The 15,367-nt window shown below is 73.8% G+C and carries 16 protein-coding genes; 12 read left to right on the forward strand and 4 right to left on the reverse strand.

Features of this window, described 5'->3' with window-relative positions; all coding sequences use genetic code 11:
* The 3 genes from IE330_RS04400 to IE330_RS04410 form a co-directional block, all read left to right on the forward strand.
* Positions 1 to 641 (forward strand): PP2C family protein-serine/threonine phosphatase (locus IE330_RS04400; RefSeq protein WP_190134512.1); only part of this gene is annotated, 641 nt, incomplete at its 5' end.
* A 142-nt stretch (positions 642 to 783) separates the two neighbouring features.
* Positions 784 to 2,280, forward strand: coding sequence for an aminopeptidase P family protein (locus IE330_RS04405; RefSeq protein ID WP_190134513.1), 1,497 nt, complete (start codon positions 784 to 786; stop codon positions 2,278 to 2,280).
* A gap of 349 nt (positions 2,281 to 2,629) precedes the next feature.
* Positions 2,630 to 3,865 carry an MFS transporter gene (locus tag IE330_RS04410; RefSeq protein ID WP_190134514.1) on the forward strand — a complete coding sequence of 412 codons (1,236 nt, stop codon included), beginning with the start codon at positions 2,630 to 2,632 and terminating at the stop codon, positions 3,863 to 3,865.
* Positions 3,866 to 3,900: 35 nt separating this feature from the next.
* Here IE330_RS04410 and IE330_RS04415 read toward each other — a convergent pair whose 3' ends face one another.
* On the reverse strand, positions 3,901 to 4,410 hold the full coding sequence (locus tag IE330_RS04415; RefSeq protein WP_190134594.1) for a carboxymuconolactone decarboxylase family protein: 510 nt from the start codon (positions 4,408 to 4,410) through the stop codon (positions 3,901 to 3,903).
* A 179-nt stretch (positions 4,411 to 4,589) separates the two neighbouring features.
* Here IE330_RS04415 and pdxR point away from each other — a divergent pair, with 179 nt between their 5' ends.
* A complete protein-coding gene (gene pdxR / locus IE330_RS04420; RefSeq protein ID WP_190134515.1) occupies positions 4,590 to 6,023 on the forward strand; it encodes a MocR-like pyridoxine biosynthesis transcription factor PdxR in 1,434 nt (477 codons plus the stop codon).
* A 153-nt stretch (positions 6,024 to 6,176) separates the two neighbouring features.
* Here the strand turns inward: pdxR and IE330_RS04425 are convergent, their stop codons facing one another.
* Positions 6,177 to 6,623, reverse strand: coding sequence for a cupin domain-containing protein (locus IE330_RS04425; RefSeq protein WP_190134516.1), 447 nt, complete (start codon positions 6,621 to 6,623; stop codon positions 6,177 to 6,179).
* A 311-nt stretch (positions 6,624 to 6,934) separates the two neighbouring features.
* On the opposite strand from IE330_RS04425, the gene IE330_RS04430 reads away from it, so the two are divergent.
* From IE330_RS04430 to IE330_RS04440, 3 genes are read left to right on the forward strand one after another with little or no spacing between them, the layout of a single operon-like run.
* Positions 6,935 to 7,171: an acyl carrier protein gene (locus IE330_RS04430; RefSeq protein WP_190134517.1), complete on the forward strand. Its 237-nt coding sequence runs from the start codon at positions 6,935 to 6,937 to the stop codon at positions 7,169 to 7,171.
* Between the two features lie 32 nt (positions 7,172 to 7,203).
* Positions 7,204 to 8,409, forward strand: a complete 1,206-nt coding sequence (locus IE330_RS04435) for a beta-ketoacyl-[acyl-carrier-protein] synthase family protein (RefSeq protein WP_229925381.1) — start codon at positions 7,204 to 7,206, stop codon at positions 8,407 to 8,409.
* A 15-nt stretch (positions 8,410 to 8,424) separates the two neighbouring features.
* Positions 8,425 to 9,408 (forward strand): alpha/beta fold hydrolase, encoded by a 984-nt coding sequence (locus IE330_RS04440; protein ID WP_190134518.1) that lies wholly within the window; start codon positions 8,425 to 8,427, stop codon positions 9,406 to 9,408.
* Between the two features lie 166 nt (positions 9,409 to 9,574).
* On the opposite strand, the gene IE330_RS04445 is transcribed toward IE330_RS04440, so the two are convergent.
* A complete protein-coding gene (locus tag IE330_RS04445; protein WP_190134519.1) occupies positions 9,575 to 10,006 on the reverse strand; it encodes a winged helix-turn-helix transcriptional regulator in 432 nt (143 codons plus the stop codon).
* 119 nt (positions 10,007 to 10,125) lie between these two features.
* Here IE330_RS04445 and IE330_RS04450 point away from each other — a divergent pair, with 119 nt between their 5' ends.
* The gene (locus IE330_RS04450) at positions 10,126 to 10,941 is read left to right on the forward strand and encodes an NAD(P)H-binding protein (protein ID WP_190134520.1); all 816 of its coding nucleotides are present in this window, start codon (positions 10,126 to 10,128) and stop codon (positions 10,939 to 10,941) included.
* Between the two features lie 39 nt (positions 10,942 to 10,980).
* On the opposite strand, the gene IE330_RS04455 is transcribed toward IE330_RS04450, so the two are convergent.
* A complete protein-coding gene (locus IE330_RS04455; RefSeq protein ID WP_190134521.1) occupies positions 10,981 to 11,583 on the reverse strand; it encodes an ATP-binding protein in 603 nt (200 codons plus the stop codon).
* Positions 11,584 to 11,902: 319 nt separating this feature from the next.
* Between IE330_RS04455 and IE330_RS04460 the strand changes: the two genes are divergently transcribed.
* From IE330_RS04460 to IE330_RS39985, 4 genes are all read left to right on the forward strand, one after another.
* Positions 11,903 to 12,742, forward strand: a complete 840-nt coding sequence (locus IE330_RS04460) for a hypothetical protein (protein ID WP_190134522.1) — start codon at positions 11,903 to 11,905, stop codon at positions 12,740 to 12,742.
* A gap of 230 nt (positions 12,743 to 12,972) precedes the next feature.
* Positions 12,973 to 13,767, forward strand: a complete 795-nt coding sequence (locus IE330_RS04465; RefSeq protein WP_190134523.1) for a YcnI family copper-binding membrane protein — start codon at positions 12,973 to 12,975, stop codon at positions 13,765 to 13,767.
* An 89-nt stretch (positions 13,768 to 13,856) separates the two neighbouring features.
* A complete protein-coding gene (locus tag IE330_RS04470; RefSeq protein WP_190134524.1) occupies positions 13,857 to 14,612 on the forward strand; it encodes an SCO family protein in 756 nt (251 codons plus the stop codon).
* On the forward strand, positions 14,609 to 15,352 hold the full coding sequence (locus IE330_RS39985) for a copper chaperone PCu(A)C (RefSeq protein ID WP_373314562.1): 744 nt from the start codon (positions 14,609 to 14,611) through the stop codon (positions 15,350 to 15,352). Before IE330_RS04470 ends, IE330_RS39985 begins: the two co-directional genes overlap by 4 nt.
* The last annotated feature ends 15 nt before the right edge of the window (positions 15,353 to 15,367 follow it).

A 15,367-nucleotide genomic window follows, 5' to 3' on the forward strand; every position in this document is an offset into this window, starting at 1 on the left:
ACCGTCTCGCCGGTGCCCGCGTCGGCGCCGACGCGGGCGACCCGCTCGCCCTGCCCGACGCGGCGCTCGGCCTCGCGGTCGGCTCCGTCACCGGCTCCGGGCCGAGCGCGGTCGCCGCGACGGGACGGCTGCGCGCGAGCCTGCGGGCGTACGCGGTGATGGAGGGCGAGGACCCGGTCGCCGTCCTGTCCGACCTGGAGCTGCTGCTGCGCCTGACCGAGCCCGCGCGGTCGGCGACGGCCCTGTTCGCGTACTGCGAGCCCGCGCTGCGCAAGGTCGTCCTCGCGGGGGCCGGGCACAGCCCGCCGCTGCTCGTCGGGCAGCGGCGCACGGAGTTCGTGGAGACCTCCCTGTCCGCGCCGCTCGGCATGCTCGCCTGCTGGGAGGCGCCCAGCGTCGAGATCCGCCCGGAGCCCGGGGAGACGCTGCTCCTCTACACCGACGGTCTGCTGCACCGCACCGGCGACGCCACGGACCGCGCGTTCGCACGGCTGCACGCGGCCGCCGCGAGCGTACCGAAGGCGGCCCGCGAGGACCCCGGTGCGATCGCCGACCACGTCCTGGGCGCCGTCCTGCCCGACGGTCCCGACGCGGGCGACGGCGAGGGCGACGTGGTCCTGCTCGCGGCCCGCTTCGCGTAGGGGCACCGCCGCGGGTGCCCCCTGCGCGCAGGGGTGCCGCAGGCGGTCGCGCTTCGAGTGGGGCCTCCTGGCCCGTGTGAGCCTTCGGTTCCATCGTGTAACGGGTCTTCTGCCTCTGGACCCCCTTCCGTACGGCCGTACGATGAGGGTGCCCGTTGTCGTACATAGGAGGCAGACCGTGTCGGACGCCCTCAATCCGGAGACTCCGGAAGAGACCGAAGAAGAGCCGATCAAGCAGCGCAAGAACGGCCTGTACCCGGGTGTTTCCGACGAGCTCGCCGCGTTCATGAAGGCCGGCTGGGCCGACACCGAGCTGCACGACCTGGAGCCGGTCCCGCAGGCCGGGCACACCGCCGCCCGCCGTGCCGCGCTGTCCGCGCGCTTCCCGGGCGAGCGCCTGGTCGTCCCCGCGGGCAACCTGAAGACCCGCTCCAACGACACGGAGTACGCCTTCCGCTCCTCCGTCGAGTACGCGTACCTCACGGGCAACCAGACCGAGGACGGCGTCCTCGTCATGGAGCCCACGCGCGACGGCCACCGGGCGACGATCTACCTGCTCCCGCGCTCCGACCGGGAGAACGGCGAGTTCTGGCTCGACGGCCAGGGCGAGCTGTGGGTCGGCCGCCGCCACTCGCTCACCGAGGCCGAGCGGCTGTACGGCATCCCCGCCTCCGACGTGCGCGAGCTGCCCGAGGCGCTGCGCGCGGCCACCGGCCCGGTCCGGGTCGTGCGCGGCTACGACGCCGGCATCGAGGCGGCCCTGACCGACAAGGTCACCGCCGAGCGTGACGAGGAACTGCGCGTCTTCCTCTCCGAGCTGCGCCTGGTCAAGGACGCCTTCGAGGTCGGCGAGCTGCAGAAGGCCGTGGACTCCACGGTGCGCGGCTTCGAGGACGTCGTGAAGGTCCTCGACAAGGCCGAGGCGACGAGCGAGCGCTACATCGAGGGCACGTTCTTCCTGCGCGCCCGCGTCGAGGGCAACGACGTCGGCTATGGCTCCATCTGCGCCGCAGGACCGCACGCCACCACCCTGCACTGGGTGCGCAACGACGGACCGGTCCGCTCCGGCGACCTGCTCCTGCTGGACGCCGGCGTGGAGACGCACACGTACTACACCGCCGACGTCACCCGCACGCTGCCGGTCAACGGCCGCTTCGACGAGCTGCAGAAGAAGATCTACGACGCCGTGTACGAGGCCCAGGAGGCCGGTATCGCGGCGGTGAAGCCGGGCGCCAAGTACCGCGACTTCCACGACGCCGCGCAGCGCGTGCTCGCCGGGAAGCTGGTGGAGTGGGGCCTGGTCGAGGGCCCGGTCGAGCGGGTCCTGGAGCTCGGCCTCCAGCGCCGCTGGACGCTGCACGGCACGGGCCACATGCTCGGCATGGACGTCCACGACTGCGCCGCCGCGCGCACCGAGACGTACGTCGACGGCACCCTGGAGCCGGGCATGTGCCTGACCGTCGAGCCCGGCCTGTACTTCCAGGCGGACGACCTGACGGTGCCCGAGGAGTACCGGGGCATCGGCGTCCGCATCGAGGACGACATCCTCGTCACCGAGGACGGCAACCGGAACCTGTCCGCCGCGCTGCCGCGCCGCTCCGACGAGGTCGAGCGCTGGATGGCGGAGCTCAAGGGCTGACGGCTCCGGCCGCGCCGGGCGCGCGCCCTTGTGCGCCGGGGCGTACGGTGCGCCGAGCGCCGGGACGGACTCGTTCCGCAGCGCCGGACAGGCTGGTCGCCGGCCTGTCCGGCGCTTTGCGTTGTCCAGGGGTACGCGGGTGGGGGCGCCGGGGGAGGCGTGGGACAGGGGCGCGGGGCGCGGGCGTGGGCCCACAAGGCAGGGGCGCCCGGCGAGGGCGTGGGACACGGGGCCGGGGCGCCTGGTGAGGGCATGGAACAGGGGCGTGGGGCGCGGGTCGAAGTGGCCCATGGACAGGCGTGGGAAATGGACCACTTGAGGGGGCCACCGCGTTCCTAGTGTTCGGGGCATGACGACTCCCCGGCTCCTTCCCGCCCGCGGCCCCCTGCGGCTCCTCGCCCTCGCGCAGTTCGGCAACTCCGTGGGCGACGGCGCCTACTACGTCACCTCCGCCCTCTACTTCACGCACGTCGTCGGGTTGCCTCCGGCGCGGATCGGGGCCGGGCTGACGGTGGCCTGGGCGGTCGGCTCGGTCGTCGGCGTGCCCCTGGGGCGGCTCGCCGACCGCCGCGGCCCGCGCGGGACCGCCGTCCTGCTCGCCCTCGCCACCGGCGCGGCGGTCGCGTCGTTCCTCGTGGTCCGCGGCTTCGTGCCGTTCGTCCTGTCCGCCCTCGTGTACGCCACCGCGCAGTCGGGCCTCTCGGCGGCGCGGCAGGCGCTCCTGGCGGGGCTCGTGGCGCACGAGGAGCGCACCGGCGCCCTCGCGCACCTCCAGGCCACGCTGAACGCGGGGCTCGCCGTCGGCGCGGCGCTCGGCGGGGTCGCGCTGCACCAGGGCGACCGTGCGGCGTACCTGGCGGTGTTCGCCCTGGACGCGGCCGCCTTCGTGGTGTGCGCGGCCGTGCTGTGGCGGCTGCCCGCGGTGGCGCCGTCCCCGGTGGTGCCGGGCGACGGGCTCGCCGTCCTCAAGGACCGCCCCTACGTGGCCCTGACCCTGCTCAACACCGTGCTGCTGCTGCGGATGCCGCTGCTCAGCCTGGGTGTCCCGCTGTGGCTCACCGAGCGCACGCAGGCGCCTGCCTGGCTCGTCTCCGTGCTCTTCGTGCTCAACACCCTGGGCGTGATGGCTTTCCAGGTGCGCACCGCGCGGGCGGTGTCCGGCCTGCCCACGGCGGTGCGGGCCCTGCGCGGATCGGGCGTGCTGATGCTGGTGACGTGCGCGGTGTTCGCGCTGTCCGCGCTGGACGCCGGGCCCTGGGTGGCGGCCGCGGTGCTCGTCGCCGGGTCCCTGGTGCTGCTCGCCGCCGAGATGCTCCAGTCCGCGGGGTCCTGGCAGGTGGGCTTCGACCTCGCCCCGGCCGGGCGGATCGGCGAGTACCAGGGCTTCTTCGGCACCGGCGTCACCGTCGCCCGCACGCTGGGCCCGCTGGTGCTGACCGCGCTGCTCGTGGAGTGGGGCGCTCCGGGGTGGCTGGTCCTGGGCGGGGCGGTCCTCGTGGCGTCGTACGCGATGGGGCCGGTGGCGCGGTGGGCGGAGCGGGCCCGGAGCACGCAGGTGCCGTGCTCCGCGCACGCGACCGCGTAGGGCGGGGCCAGGGGGCAGGGCCGGGGGCGCCGGGTTCAGCCCTGGCGCTCGTCCGTGCCGGCCACCTTCCCCGTGGCCAGGGCGATCCGGTTCCACGTGTTGATCGTGAGGATCAGGGACAGGACCTGGGCCAGTTCGCCCTCCTCGAAGTGGGCGGCGGCCCCGGCGTACACCTCGTCGGGGACCCCCGCGTCGGCGACGCGGGTCACGGCGTCGGTGAGGGCGAGCGCGGCCTGCTCCTTGGCGGTGAAGAAGTTCCCGGCCTCGCGCCAGACGGCCACCATGTGCAGCCGGTCCTCGCTCTCGCCCGCCTTGCGCGCGTCGTTGGTGTGCATGTGCAGGCAGTACGCGCAGCCGTTGAGGTGCGAGGCACGGATCTGGATCAGCTCGACCAGGGCCGGGTCGAGCCCGTCCCGGGCGGCGGCGTCCAGACCGATGACGGCCTTGAAGACCCTGGGCGCGGTCCTGGCGAAGTCGAGGCGCGGGGCCGGGGTCGCGGCGGGGGCGGGGGTGACGGCGGGGGCGGGCGTGACGGCCGCGGGCACGGGAGCGGTCGCAGGGACCCCGGGCGTTGCGGCGGTCGCGGCACCCCCGGCAGCGGCGGCGGACGTCGTGGCGGCGGACGTGGGGGCGGCGGACGTCGTGGCGGTGGTGGAAGCGTGCGTGGTGTTCGTCATGCCCACGAATCTAGGGTCCGGATAGACCACGAGTAGGGTGCATTTCCATGACGGAATCATGGGTCAATTCCGCGGAGCGCATCGGCCGTGACCTGCATATCGACCTCTCCGGGGGCGGCAGCCGCCGGGCCGCACTCCTCCACGCCCTGCGCGAGGCCGTGCGCTCCGGGCGCCTCGCCCCGGGCACCCGGCTGCCGCCGTACCGCTCCCTGGCCGCCGACCTCGGCCTGGCCCGCAACACCGTCGCCGACGCCTACGCCGAACTGGTCGCCGAGGGCTGGCTGACCGCGCGCCAGGGCTCGGGCACCCGGGTCGCCGAACGCGCCGCACCACCCCCGCGCGTACGTGTCCCCAAGCGCGCCCCTGTCGCGCCCGAGCCGCCCGCGCACAACCTCGTCCAGGGACAGCCGGACGCCGGGTCCTTCCCCCGCACCGCCTGGCTCGCGGCGGCCCGGCGCGCGCTGACCGCCGCGCCCAACGAGGCCTTCGGCCCCGGCGACCCCCACGGGCGGATCGAGCTGCGGCGCGCCCTCGCCGCCTATCTGGCCCGCTCGCGCGGGGTACGGGCCGACCCGGAGCGGATCGTGGTGTGCTCCGGGTTCGCGCACGCGCTGCGGCTGCTGTTCGGCACGGGCGGCGGCGGAGTGCTGCGCGGTCCGCTCGGCGTGGAGGCCTACGGGCTCGGCTTCCACCGCTCCCTGCTCACGACCGCCAAGGTGCGGACCGTCCCGCTGGGTCTTGACGAACACGGCGCCCGCGTCGAGGACTTGGCGGACGCTCCGGTTCCGGTACGGGCGGTGCTGCTCACGCCCGCGCACCAGTTCCCCACCGGCGGGCCGCTGCACCCCTCGCGCCGGGCCGCCGTCGTCGACTGGGCCCGCGCCCGCTCCGGGATCGTCCTGGAGGACGACTACGACGGCGAGTTCCGCTACGACCGCGAACCCGTCGGCGCCCTCCAGGGCCTCGACCCCGAACGGGTCGTCCACATCGGCTCGGTGAGCAAGAGCCTGTCCCCCGCCGTGCGGCTCGGCTGGATGGTCCTGCCCGAGCACCTCGTCGACGCGGTGGTCACCGCGAAGGGCGAGCGGGAGGCGTGGGCGAGCGTGCCCGACCAGCTCACGCTCGCCGACCTCATCGAGTCCGGCCACTACGACCGCCACGTACGCCGTATGCGCCAGCGCTACCGGCGCCGCCGCGACCAGCTCGTCGCCGCGCTCGCCGCACGCGCCCCGCACGTCACCGTCACCGGCATCGCCGCCGGACTGCACGCGGTGCTCCGCCTGCCGCCCGGCACGGAGGCGTCCGCGGTCAAGGCCGCGGCGTGGCACGGCGTCGGCCTGGAGGGGCTGGCCGCCTACCGCCACCCCGAGGCGCGGACGACGGCACCGGACGGGCTCGTCGTCGGCTACGCGACACCCGCCGAGCACGCGTACACGGCGGCGCTCGACGCGCTGTGCCGGGCGTTGCCGCCACCGCCCTAGCCTCGCCCTCGCGGCCTGCCCGGGGGCCGCCCTCCTGGCGCGGCCCCTCCGGGCGCGGCGTCTCCTAGCGCGGCGTCTCCTGGCGCGGCCCCTCCTGGAGCGGCGTCTCCTAGCGCGGCCCCTCCTGGGGCGGCGTCTCCGGGCGCGGCCCTCCTAGCGGGGTGTCGACTCCGTGAGCTGGTACAGCTCCGGCACGGACACCTTGATGGGTTCCTGGGTGGTGCGGGCGATGACGACCACCACCGGCTCGTCCGGGTCGGGGTTCTCCTCGCGGTGCGGCACGAACGGGGGCACCAGCAGGAAGTCACCGGGGCCCGCGGTGATCCGTACCTCCTGCTCGCCGTCGTGGAACACGAACACCGGGTGGCCGCTGACCACGTAGATGCCCGCTTCCGAATCACCGTGGTGGTGGTTGTCCGTCGAGCTCAGCGGCGGGTTCACCACCTTCCCCATCCAGAGCCTCCTCGAACCGACCGTGTGCCCGCTGAGGGCGGCGTACCCGTCCAGCTCGTCGGCACGGACGTGGTGCACGCGGTTGTTCAGCGACGAGCCGGTGTCCGTGGTGCGCGCGGATCCGACGCCTGCCTGAATCGCGGTCATGGTGAAGCCTCCTGACGGTCCTTCGAGTGCCGCTGTCCGGGCCCCAGCCTGCGTCCACAACCCCCGGTACGGCAATGAAAGTTGCCGTACCGGCAAAGCTCCATCGGGGCGCGGTCAAGCCGGACGGGAAACGGCGCGCACCTGACGCCTCCCGGACTCCGCTCGGTGGAGTGCGGTCCCCCCGGCGCTGCGCCGACCCGCCGACGTTGTGCCGAACGGGTCGACCAAGGCCGGTCCGACGTCACTTCGCGGGCGGTCCGGCGTTGCACAACGAGAGCTCTTGAGCAGTCCCGAGCAAGGAGCAGCAGTTGATGGATGTCGCGGACCGGGTCACCGCCGTACTGGTCAGGATGTACCGGCTCGCCCCGGAGTCGGTGCTCCCCGACGTACCGCTGTACCGGCTGCACATCGACTCACTGGCCCTGGAGGAGCTGCGGCTGGTGCTGGAGGACGAGCTCCGCATCGACCTGGAGGACGTGCGCCTGACGTCCCGCAGTACCGTACGGGAGCTGATGGACGCCGTGTGCGCGAAGACGGCAACGGTGTGACGGCGGGGACCGCAAGGCCCTGTGCCGCCGCGGTGACAGGCATCGGCCTGGTGACCGCGGCGGGCCACGACGCCAAGGAGACCTGGAGCGAGATCACCACGGCCCGGGCCCCCCGGGGCGTGCGCCGCCTGGAGTCCCTGCAGGGTCTGCCCTGCGACTTCATGTACACGGTGGAGGGGCTCGACCTCGAAGCGAGGCTCGGCCGCGCCACCCTGCTTCTGGACCGCTTCGCCCAACTGGCCGTGATCGCCGCCCGCGAAGCCGTGGCCGACGCCGGGCTCGACCCGGACACCTGGGACAGCACCCGCGTCGCGGTCGTCGTGGGCACCGCGCACGGCGGCCTGCACTACTACGACGAGCAGCAGGCCGTCCTGGCCGAGCGCGGCGCCCGCAGGGTCGCGCCGAAGGTCGCGCCGCTGAGCGTCAACAACAACGCCGCCGGCGGTGTCTGCCAGGACCTGGGCGCCCGCGGGCCGAGCCTGGCGGTCAGCACGGCCTGCGCTTCGGGCACCGACGCGATCGGCACCGCCCTCGGCTGGCTGCGCGCCGGCCGCTGCGACATCGCCGTGGCGGGCGGGGCGGAGGCCCTGCGCTCGCGGCTGATGTTCGCCAGCACCTGCCGGATGAAGGCGCTCTCCACCCGGGTGGACGCCCCGGCCGCCGCCTGCCGGCCGTTCGACGCCGGCCGCGACGGCTTCGTCGTCGGCGAGGGAGCCGGACTGCTGGTGCTGGAGCGCCCGGAACACGCCCGGGCCCGGGGCGCCGCCGTCCGGGCGTACCTCGCCGGGTACGGGTCGTCCAACGACGCCCTGTCCCCCGTCGCTCCCGACGAGAGCGGGCAGGGCATCGAACTGGCCCTGCGGGCCGCGCTGGCCGACGCCCGCGTCACCGCCGAGGACGTCGGCCACGTCAACGCCCACGGCACCTCCACGGTCATGAACGACCTCGTCGAGAGCGCCGCCCTGCACCGCGTCTTCGGCGACCGCCCGCTCGTCACGTCCACCAAGGCCATGACCGGCCACGCCCTGGGCGCCGCCGGCGGGATCGAAGCCGCCCTGACCGCCCTGGCCCTGGAGGAGCAGGTGGTCCCGCCGACGGTGAACCTGGAGGAGCAGGACCCGGGCGTGCGCGTGGACGTGGTGGCCGGGGCCGCCCGCCCCGCACGGCTGGAGTGCGCGGCCACCTCCTCCCTCGGCTTCGGCGGCCACAACGCCGTCCTCGTCCTCACCAGGGCCTGACGCGAGGACCGGCACATGGAACGCGTGCGCACCCTGACCGTGGACGGGCTGGCCTACCGCTACCGGCTCGTCCGTCCCACCGCCGCACGGACCGAACCGCTGATCGCGCTGGGCGGCGCCTTCCAGGGGATGTACGACTGGGTGCAGCTCGAGGACGCCCTCGCGGACGTGGCCTGCCTGGTCACCGCGGGCCTGCCCGGCGCGGACGGCTCCGACGTGCCGCGCCCCGAGCACACCGTCGACACCCTGGACAAGGCGCTCGACGCCGTCGTCGACGACCTGGCTGACAACCTGTCCGAGGACCTGTCCGGCGGCCTGTCCGACGACTTGTCCAGCGGCCTGTCCGGCGACCTGTCCGACGACTCGGGCGTACCGCGCGTGAACCTCTTCGGCTACTCCCACGGCGCGGTCATCGCCTTCCGCTACGCCCAGCGCCACCCCCGGCGCTGCGCCCGCCTGCTCCTCGGCGGCGTGCCCGCCCACCTCACCGACGCCCCCTTCGCCCGCTACCGGGAAGCCGGCAGGCTGTTGGCCTCCGGCGACACCGAGGGCTTCGTCAGGACGGTCTCCGCGGCGATGTTCTGCCTGGACGACGGCCGCCGGGTGCACCGCCGTGAACTCGCCCTGCGCTCCTTCCGACGCTCCCTCCTGCACGTCACCCAAAGGCATCACGCCGAGTACATGCTGGCCCGCGCCCTGGGGACCCGCACCGCCCTCACCGGCGGCCTGACAGGCGTGCCCACCCTGGTCTTCGCGGGCGCGCACGACACCCTCACCCCTCCCGGCCTGCAACGCGGCTTCGCCGCGACCATCGAGGGCAGCCGCTTCGTGACGATCCCCGACTGCGACCACATGCTGCTGATGGAGCGGCCCGATGCCGTCGCCGCCTTGGCCAAGGCCTTCATCACCGACAGCGAGCCACCCGCACACGCGCTGGGCCCTGCCGTCCGCCGCGGTGACCGGGCCGGGGGCCCGGCGCGGGGGTGCGAGCCTCGGTAGGCCTGCGCAGCCCGGCCCCGCGGGGTGCTGCTAGGCGCTGCGGGGTGCTGTCAGGTGCTGCGGGGTGCTGCTAGGCGCTGCAGGGTGCTGCGGGGCCGCTACGCGGGTCTGCGTCCGCGCGGGCCCCACAAGGCCTGGCGGAAGCGGGCTGAGGCACTGGCTCCGGTCAGCGCGGGCCGCCCGGCACGCCCTGCGCCTCGTCGTACGCCTCCCGCGCCGCCGCTATGGCCGGGCGGTGCGCTATCGACCAGTCCGCCAGCGACTTGATGAGATGCGTCAGGCTGTGCCCCATCTCCGTCAGCTCGTACTCGACCTGCGGCGGAATCGTGGGGTGCACCGTCCGCCGCACCAGGCCGTCCCGCTCCAGGCGCCGCACGGTCAACGTGAGCATGCGCTGCGAGATACCGCCGTGGATGCGGCGCTGCAACTCCTTGAACCGCAGCACCCCGCCCGCGAGTTCGACCACGACGTACACCGACCACTTGTCGCCGAGCCGGTCCAGCACGTCCCTGACACCGCACTCGTCCTGCGGCGTCTCACAACTGAGCACCGGTCCCTCGACCGGCGACCCGGTTACCGCCCTGTGCCCCACTGACATCAAAGTGCCTCCTTACGCGCTCCCCCACCACCGATCCACGATGGTCACGCACCGAGTGCACCGCACCTCCCGCACCGGTCGTCATCCATCTCAACTGCCCACGACGGGGGATCGTTCCCATGCTGTTGATCACCGGCGCCACCGGCGCACTCGGCACCCTCATCACCACCGGGCTCACCGCCCGCGCGGCCGACGACGTCGTCATCGGCACCCGCTCCCCCGGCCCCGGCCGACGCCGCGTCGACTTCGACGACCCGTCGTCCCTCGACTTCACCGACGTCGACACCCTGCTGGTCATCTCCGCGGGCGCCGCGGAGGACGACGTCGTCATCGCCCGGCACGACGCCGTGATCTCCGCCGCCGAGAGATCCGGCGTCGGCCACCTCGTCTACACCAGCCTCAGCGGCGACGGCGACCACCTCACCTACGCCCTCGCCCACCGCTGGACCGAGCGCAGACTCCGCCGCTCCACCCTGACCTGGACGGTCCTGCGCAACGGCCTGTACGCGGAGTTCCTCGCCGCCATCGCCGCGCCCGGCCCCGACGGGACGATAGCCGCGCCGCTCGGCGACGGGCGCCTCGCCGCGGTCGCCCGGGAGGACCTGGCCGAGGTCGCCGTCCGTGTGGCCACGGACCCGGCCCCGCACGCGGGCCGCACCTACGAACTCGTCGGCGAAGAGGCCCTCGGCGGCGCCGAGTTGGCCGCGGCGATCGGCGGCTCCTACGAACCGGGCACGCTGGAGGCGACCCGCGCCGCGGTGACGGCGGCCGGAGAGGCCCTGCCCTTCCAGATACCGATGCTGCTCAGCACGTACTCCGCGATAGCGGGCGGCTTCCTCGACGGCACGTCCATAGCGGACAACGCGCTGCGCACGCTCCTCGGCCGCGCGCCCCGCTCCGCCCTGGAGGTGTACGCGGCGGCGACGCGGAGCTGAACGCCGCCCTCGGCCACGGCGGGATGGCAGGGGTGCCGCTCAGGACACCATCAGCGGCGCGTCCTCGCGCCACTTGAGGATCTTGTCGAAGCTGATCACCGCGCCGCCGTCGCGGCCCGGCTTGTTCCCGAAGTGCACGTCGTCGGCGAGCTCACGGATGAGACAGAGACCGCGTCCACTTTCGGAGGTCTCAGGGGGAGGGGTGGGGGCGGGGGAGGGGGAGGGGGGAGGCCCCTGAGGACGCGACTGCCGCCGCCCCCGCACCGCCTCCGTCCGAGCCCTCCGCCGTGTCCGGCGGCCCCGTCGGCCGTCGTCCCTCCTGCCCTGGGGGGTCCGTGGTGCGAGGGTGCTCGCGCCGCTGGCGAAGACGCGGCCGGGTGGCAGGCCGGGGCCGGAGTCGGCCACCTCGATGCGGCACTTCTCGCCGTCGAGGTAGGCGGTGACGCGGTACTCGCCGGTGGGCGGGCCGGTCTCGCCGCCGTGCTCCACCGCGTTGGCACACGCCTCGGTGAGCGCGAGGGACAGGTCGTACGAGACCTCCGGGTCCACCCCGGCCGTCTCCATCGTGCCGATGAGCAGGCGCCGCGCGAGCGGGACGCTCGCGGCTTCACGCCGCAAATGGAGGGACCACCAGATGCTCATGCTCCAGCCTCCTGGCATGCTCCAGCCCTCTGGCCGCGGCTCGACATACCCCTACGTATTGCCGCGAGTGCCCGCGGATAAGCGCCCAGTTGACGTGATGACGCCCATACGGCGGACGCGGCGGAAACCGTGTCCGGTGTACCGGGACACGCGCCGCCACGGCCCCGCCGGTCCGGGCGGACGCACCGCGAGCAGGCCTTACCCGCACTTTCCCGGCTAGTTGGAACATTCCGGGTGGTTCCGGCATCTTGCGGCATTCACGGGAGCATGTGGACCTGCCGTACGGCGCCGGGCGGCCCAGTGCGATGATGGCCCGGCCATGACTGCCCCCCACCAGCGCCAGGCGCGCGCCGGAGCCGATCTCCGGCTGCTGCGGGCCGCGATGTTCGCCGCGGTCTGCCTCGTGCTGTCCGCCGGGGGCCATGTGCTCGCCTCCTGCGCCACCGTCCCGCTGTGGACGCTCGGCGCCGGTTTCCTCGCCGTACTCGTGGTGGCGGTGCCCCTGGCCGGGCGGGAGCGCTCCCTCCCCGGCATCGCGGGGGCGCTCGCGGTGGGCCAGCTCGGGCTGCACGCGCTGTTCGGGCTCGGCCAGCACGGCACGGCCATGGCGACGGCGAGCGGCACCGAGAGCCTCTCCCTCGTCGAGCGCGCCGCGCGCATCGTGTGCGGGGCGGGCGGGGCGACGATCACCCCCGTCCAGGCCCGGCACATCCTCGAGACGGCGGGCATCGACCCGTCCGGCGCCCACGGCGCGCACGCGCACGCCTCGGGCGAGGCCGCGGCCACGCACAGCGGGATGGCCGCCGGTTCCGCGGCGTCCCTGCTGCCGTCCCTGCCGATGCTGCTCGCCCATCTGCTGGCGGCGCTGGCCGCGGGCTGGCTGCTGCGCCGCGGCGACGTCGCGCTCACCCGGCTCGTCCGGCTCTCCGCCCAGGGGGCGCAGGTAGTGGCTCAAGGGGCGCTCATGCGTTCCCTGCGCGCCGCCCTCACCCTGGTGCGCGCGCTGCGGGCCGGCCTGATCGGTACGCCCGACCCGGTGACCGGTCCGGCGCGGGCCGCCGGTGCCCTGGTGCCGCCGAAGCTCCGGACGGCCGCGCTCCAGCACACGGTGATCCGGCGCGGCCCGCCCGCGGCCGCCGCGCTCACGCTCGCCGCCTGACGCGGGCCGCTCCGAGTCGACGTACGCGTACGTCCGTACGTACTGCTGTCGGAGGGGTGCCGCGCGGCGTGTCCGCGCGCGTGCGGGGGCCGACCGGCCCGCCGCGGCGCGTCCCCCCTTCCGAACACCCAGTACGCACGGCCGTGCCGTCCGCTCCGCGCGGGTCCCCCGGGATCCGCCGCGCCGGGCCCGGTCGCAGCGCACTCCTGCCGAAACCGGAGTACTCCGCCATGACGACCCAGACCCAGAAGTCCTCGACGTCGCCGAAGTCCGCCCTGACCCGCGTCTCCCTGGTGGGCGGTGTCGCCGCCTCCGCCGTCCTCCTGCTGTCCGTGCCCGCCTTCGCGCACGTCAGCGTCAGCCCGGAGGGCGAGGCCGCGAAGGGCGGCTACGCGACCGTCAACTTCAAGGTCCCCAACGAGCGCGACAACGCCTCGACGACCAAGCTGGAGATCACCTTCCCCGCCGACCACCCGCTCGTGTCCGTGATGCCGCAGCCGGTGCCGGGCTGGAAGGTGAAGGTCACCAAGACCAAGCTCGACAAGCCGCTCGAGATGCACGGCAAGAAGATCGACGAGGCGGTCTCCAAGGTCACCTGGACCGCCGACGGCAAGGGCGTCGAGCCCGGCTACTTCCAGAAGTTCCCGCTCTCCCTCGGCCAGCTTCCCGAGGACACCGACCAGCTCGTGTTCAAGGCGCTCCAGACGTACGACAACAAGGAGGTCGTCCGCTGGATCGAGCCGCAGCAGAAGGGTGCCGAGGAGCCGGAGTTCCCGGCGCCCGCGCTCCAGCTCTCCGCCGCCTCGGACGACCACCACGGTGGAGCCGCCGCCGGCAAGGACGACACCAAGTCCGACGACGCCAAGTCCGACGCCGCCGGGTCCGGTGACAAGAAGGAGTCCGCCTCCTCCGACGGGGACAGCAGCGACACCACCGCCCGCACCCTCGGCATCGTCGGCATCGTGGTCGGCGCCGCGGGCGTCGCCTTCGGGGTGCTCGCCCAGCGCCGCCGCGCCAACGGCTGAGGCGTCCGCCCCGGCTGCCCTCGGGACGCGCCGGCCGGCCGCACCGGCCCCGGCGCGTCCCGGCCCCCTCACATCTGGGACATTTTCGTATGCGCAAGTTGAGCAACCACACCCTCACCCCGGGCGCGAAGACCCCTAGGACCACGGCCTCGCGGACGGCGACGTCGCGGGCGCTCGCCACCGCGGCGCTGCTCGCCGCCGCGGGCCTGACGCTGACCGCCTGCGGCAGTGACAGCGGTGACAAGGGCGACAAGGCGGACAAGGTCGCCGACGTCTCCGTGGAGCCCGAGTCGAAGCAGGCCGCGACCGTCCTCGACAGGCCGTTCAAGAAGCCGGACCTGGTCCTCACGGACACCCACGGCAAGAAGTACGACCTGCGCGAGCGGACCAAGGGCAAGCCCGTGCTGCTGTACTACGGCTACACCAACTGCCCGGACGTCTGCCCGCTGACGATGAGCAACATCGCCGTCGCCAAGAAGGACCTCCTGCGCAAGAAGGCCGTCACCAAGGCCGAGCTCGACCAGCTCCAGGTCGTCTTCGTCACCACCGACCCCGAGCGGGACACCCCCAAGGAGCTCGGCAAGTGGCTGAAGGCCCAGGACCCCGAGTTCATCGGCCTGACCGGTGACTTCTCGACCATCCAGGCCAGTGCCCGCACCGTCGGCATCAGTATCGAGCCGTCCAAGAAGCTCAAGAACGGCAAGATCGAGTCGATGCACGGCACCCAGGTCGTCGCCTTCTCGCCGAAGACCGAGGCCGGTTACGTCGTCTACAACGGCCAGGACACCCGCGCCGAGGAGTACGCGCAGGACCTCCCCAAGCTCATCAAGGGACAGAAACCGTGAACCACCGCACCACCCGGCGCCGCCTGCTCACCGGCGGAGCCCTGGCACTGGCCGCGGCCCTGGCCCTGACCGGCTGCGACAGCGGCGACGACGACTCCGGCGACGCGGCGGACAAGCCCGAGCTGAAGGTCAGCGGCGCCTACATCCCCGCCCCGGCCATGGCCGACATGGCGGGTGGCTTCTTCACGCTCACCAACAAGGGCGCCGCCGACAAGCTCACCTCGGCGTCCAGCCCGCTCGCGGGCAGCGTCACCCTGCACGCCACCAAGGGCGGCACGATGAAGGAGCAGCGGTCCTTCGACGTACCCGCGAACGGCGAGCTGGTGTTCGCGCGGGGCGGCAACCACATCATGCTCGAGAAGCTGAAGCGCAAGCCGAAGCAGGGCGACACGGTGGAGGTCACGCTCCGCTTCGAGAAGGCGGACCCGATCACGGTCGAGATGCCGGTGAAGGCTGCCACGTACAACCCGGGCACCGGCGGTGACCCGAGTACGCACTCGGGGGACTCGACGGCGCACGAGGAGCACGCGAAGGACCACCCGAAGGCCCGCGCGGGTGACCCGCAGCCGCACACCGGCGACTCGGCGGACCACGGCGAGAAGTCCCGCTCCGGCGGGACGTCCCGCTCCGGCGATGCGACGGCCCACTCCGGACACCCGAAGACGCACACCGAGAACGATCAGCACGGCACGGCCGAGGAACCCCCGGCCGAAATGCACGCCTCGCACTCGTCGCACTGAGGGGACTGAAGAGTT

The organism is Streptomyces longispororuber, assembly GCF_014656095.1.
GTDB classification, from domain to species: domain Bacteria; phylum Actinomycetota; class Actinomycetes; order Streptomycetales; family Streptomycetaceae; genus Streptomyces; species Streptomyces longispororuber.

Coding starts and splice junctions, on each gene's coding strand:
- IE330_RS04405 (WP_190134513.1), top strand. CDS start 784: ATGAGGGTGCCCGTTGTCGTACATAGGAGGCAGACCGTGTCGGACGCC.
- IE330_RS04410 (WP_190134514.1), top strand. CDS start 2,630: ATGACGACTCCCCGGCTCCTTCCCGCCCGCGGCCCCCTGCGGCTCCTC.
- pdxR (WP_190134515.1), top strand. CDS start 4,590: ATGACGGAATCATGGGTCAATTCCGCGGAGCGCATCGGCCGTGACCTG.
- IE330_RS04425 (WP_190134516.1), bottom strand. CDS start 6,623: ATGACCGCGATTCAGGCAGGCGTCGGATCCGCGCGCACCACGGACACC.
- IE330_RS04430 (WP_190134517.1), top strand. CDS start 6,935: ATGGATGTCGCGGACCGGGTCACCGCCGTACTGGTCAGGATGTACCGG.
- IE330_RS04440 (WP_190134518.1), top strand. CDS start 8,425: ATGGAACGCGTGCGCACCCTGACCGTGGACGGGCTGGCCTACCGCTAC.
- IE330_RS04445 (WP_190134519.1), bottom strand. CDS start 10,006: ATGTCAGTGGGGCACAGGGCGGTAACCGGGTCGCCGGTCGAGGGACCG.
- IE330_RS04450 (WP_190134520.1), top strand. CDS start 10,126: ATGCTGTTGATCACCGGCGCCACCGGCGCACTCGGCACCCTCATCACC.
- IE330_RS04455 (WP_190134521.1), bottom strand. CDS start 11,583: ATGAGCATCTGGTGGTCCCTCCATTTGCGGCGTGAAGCCGCGAGCGTC.
- IE330_RS04460 (WP_190134522.1), top strand. CDS start 11,903: ATGACTGCCCCCCACCAGCGCCAGGCGCGCGCCGGAGCCGATCTCCGG.
- IE330_RS04465 (WP_190134523.1), top strand. CDS start 12,973: ATGACGACCCAGACCCAGAAGTCCTCGACGTCGCCGAAGTCCGCCCTG.
- IE330_RS04470 (WP_190134524.1), top strand. CDS start 13,857: ATGCGCAAGTTGAGCAACCACACCCTCACCCCGGGCGCGAAGACCCCT.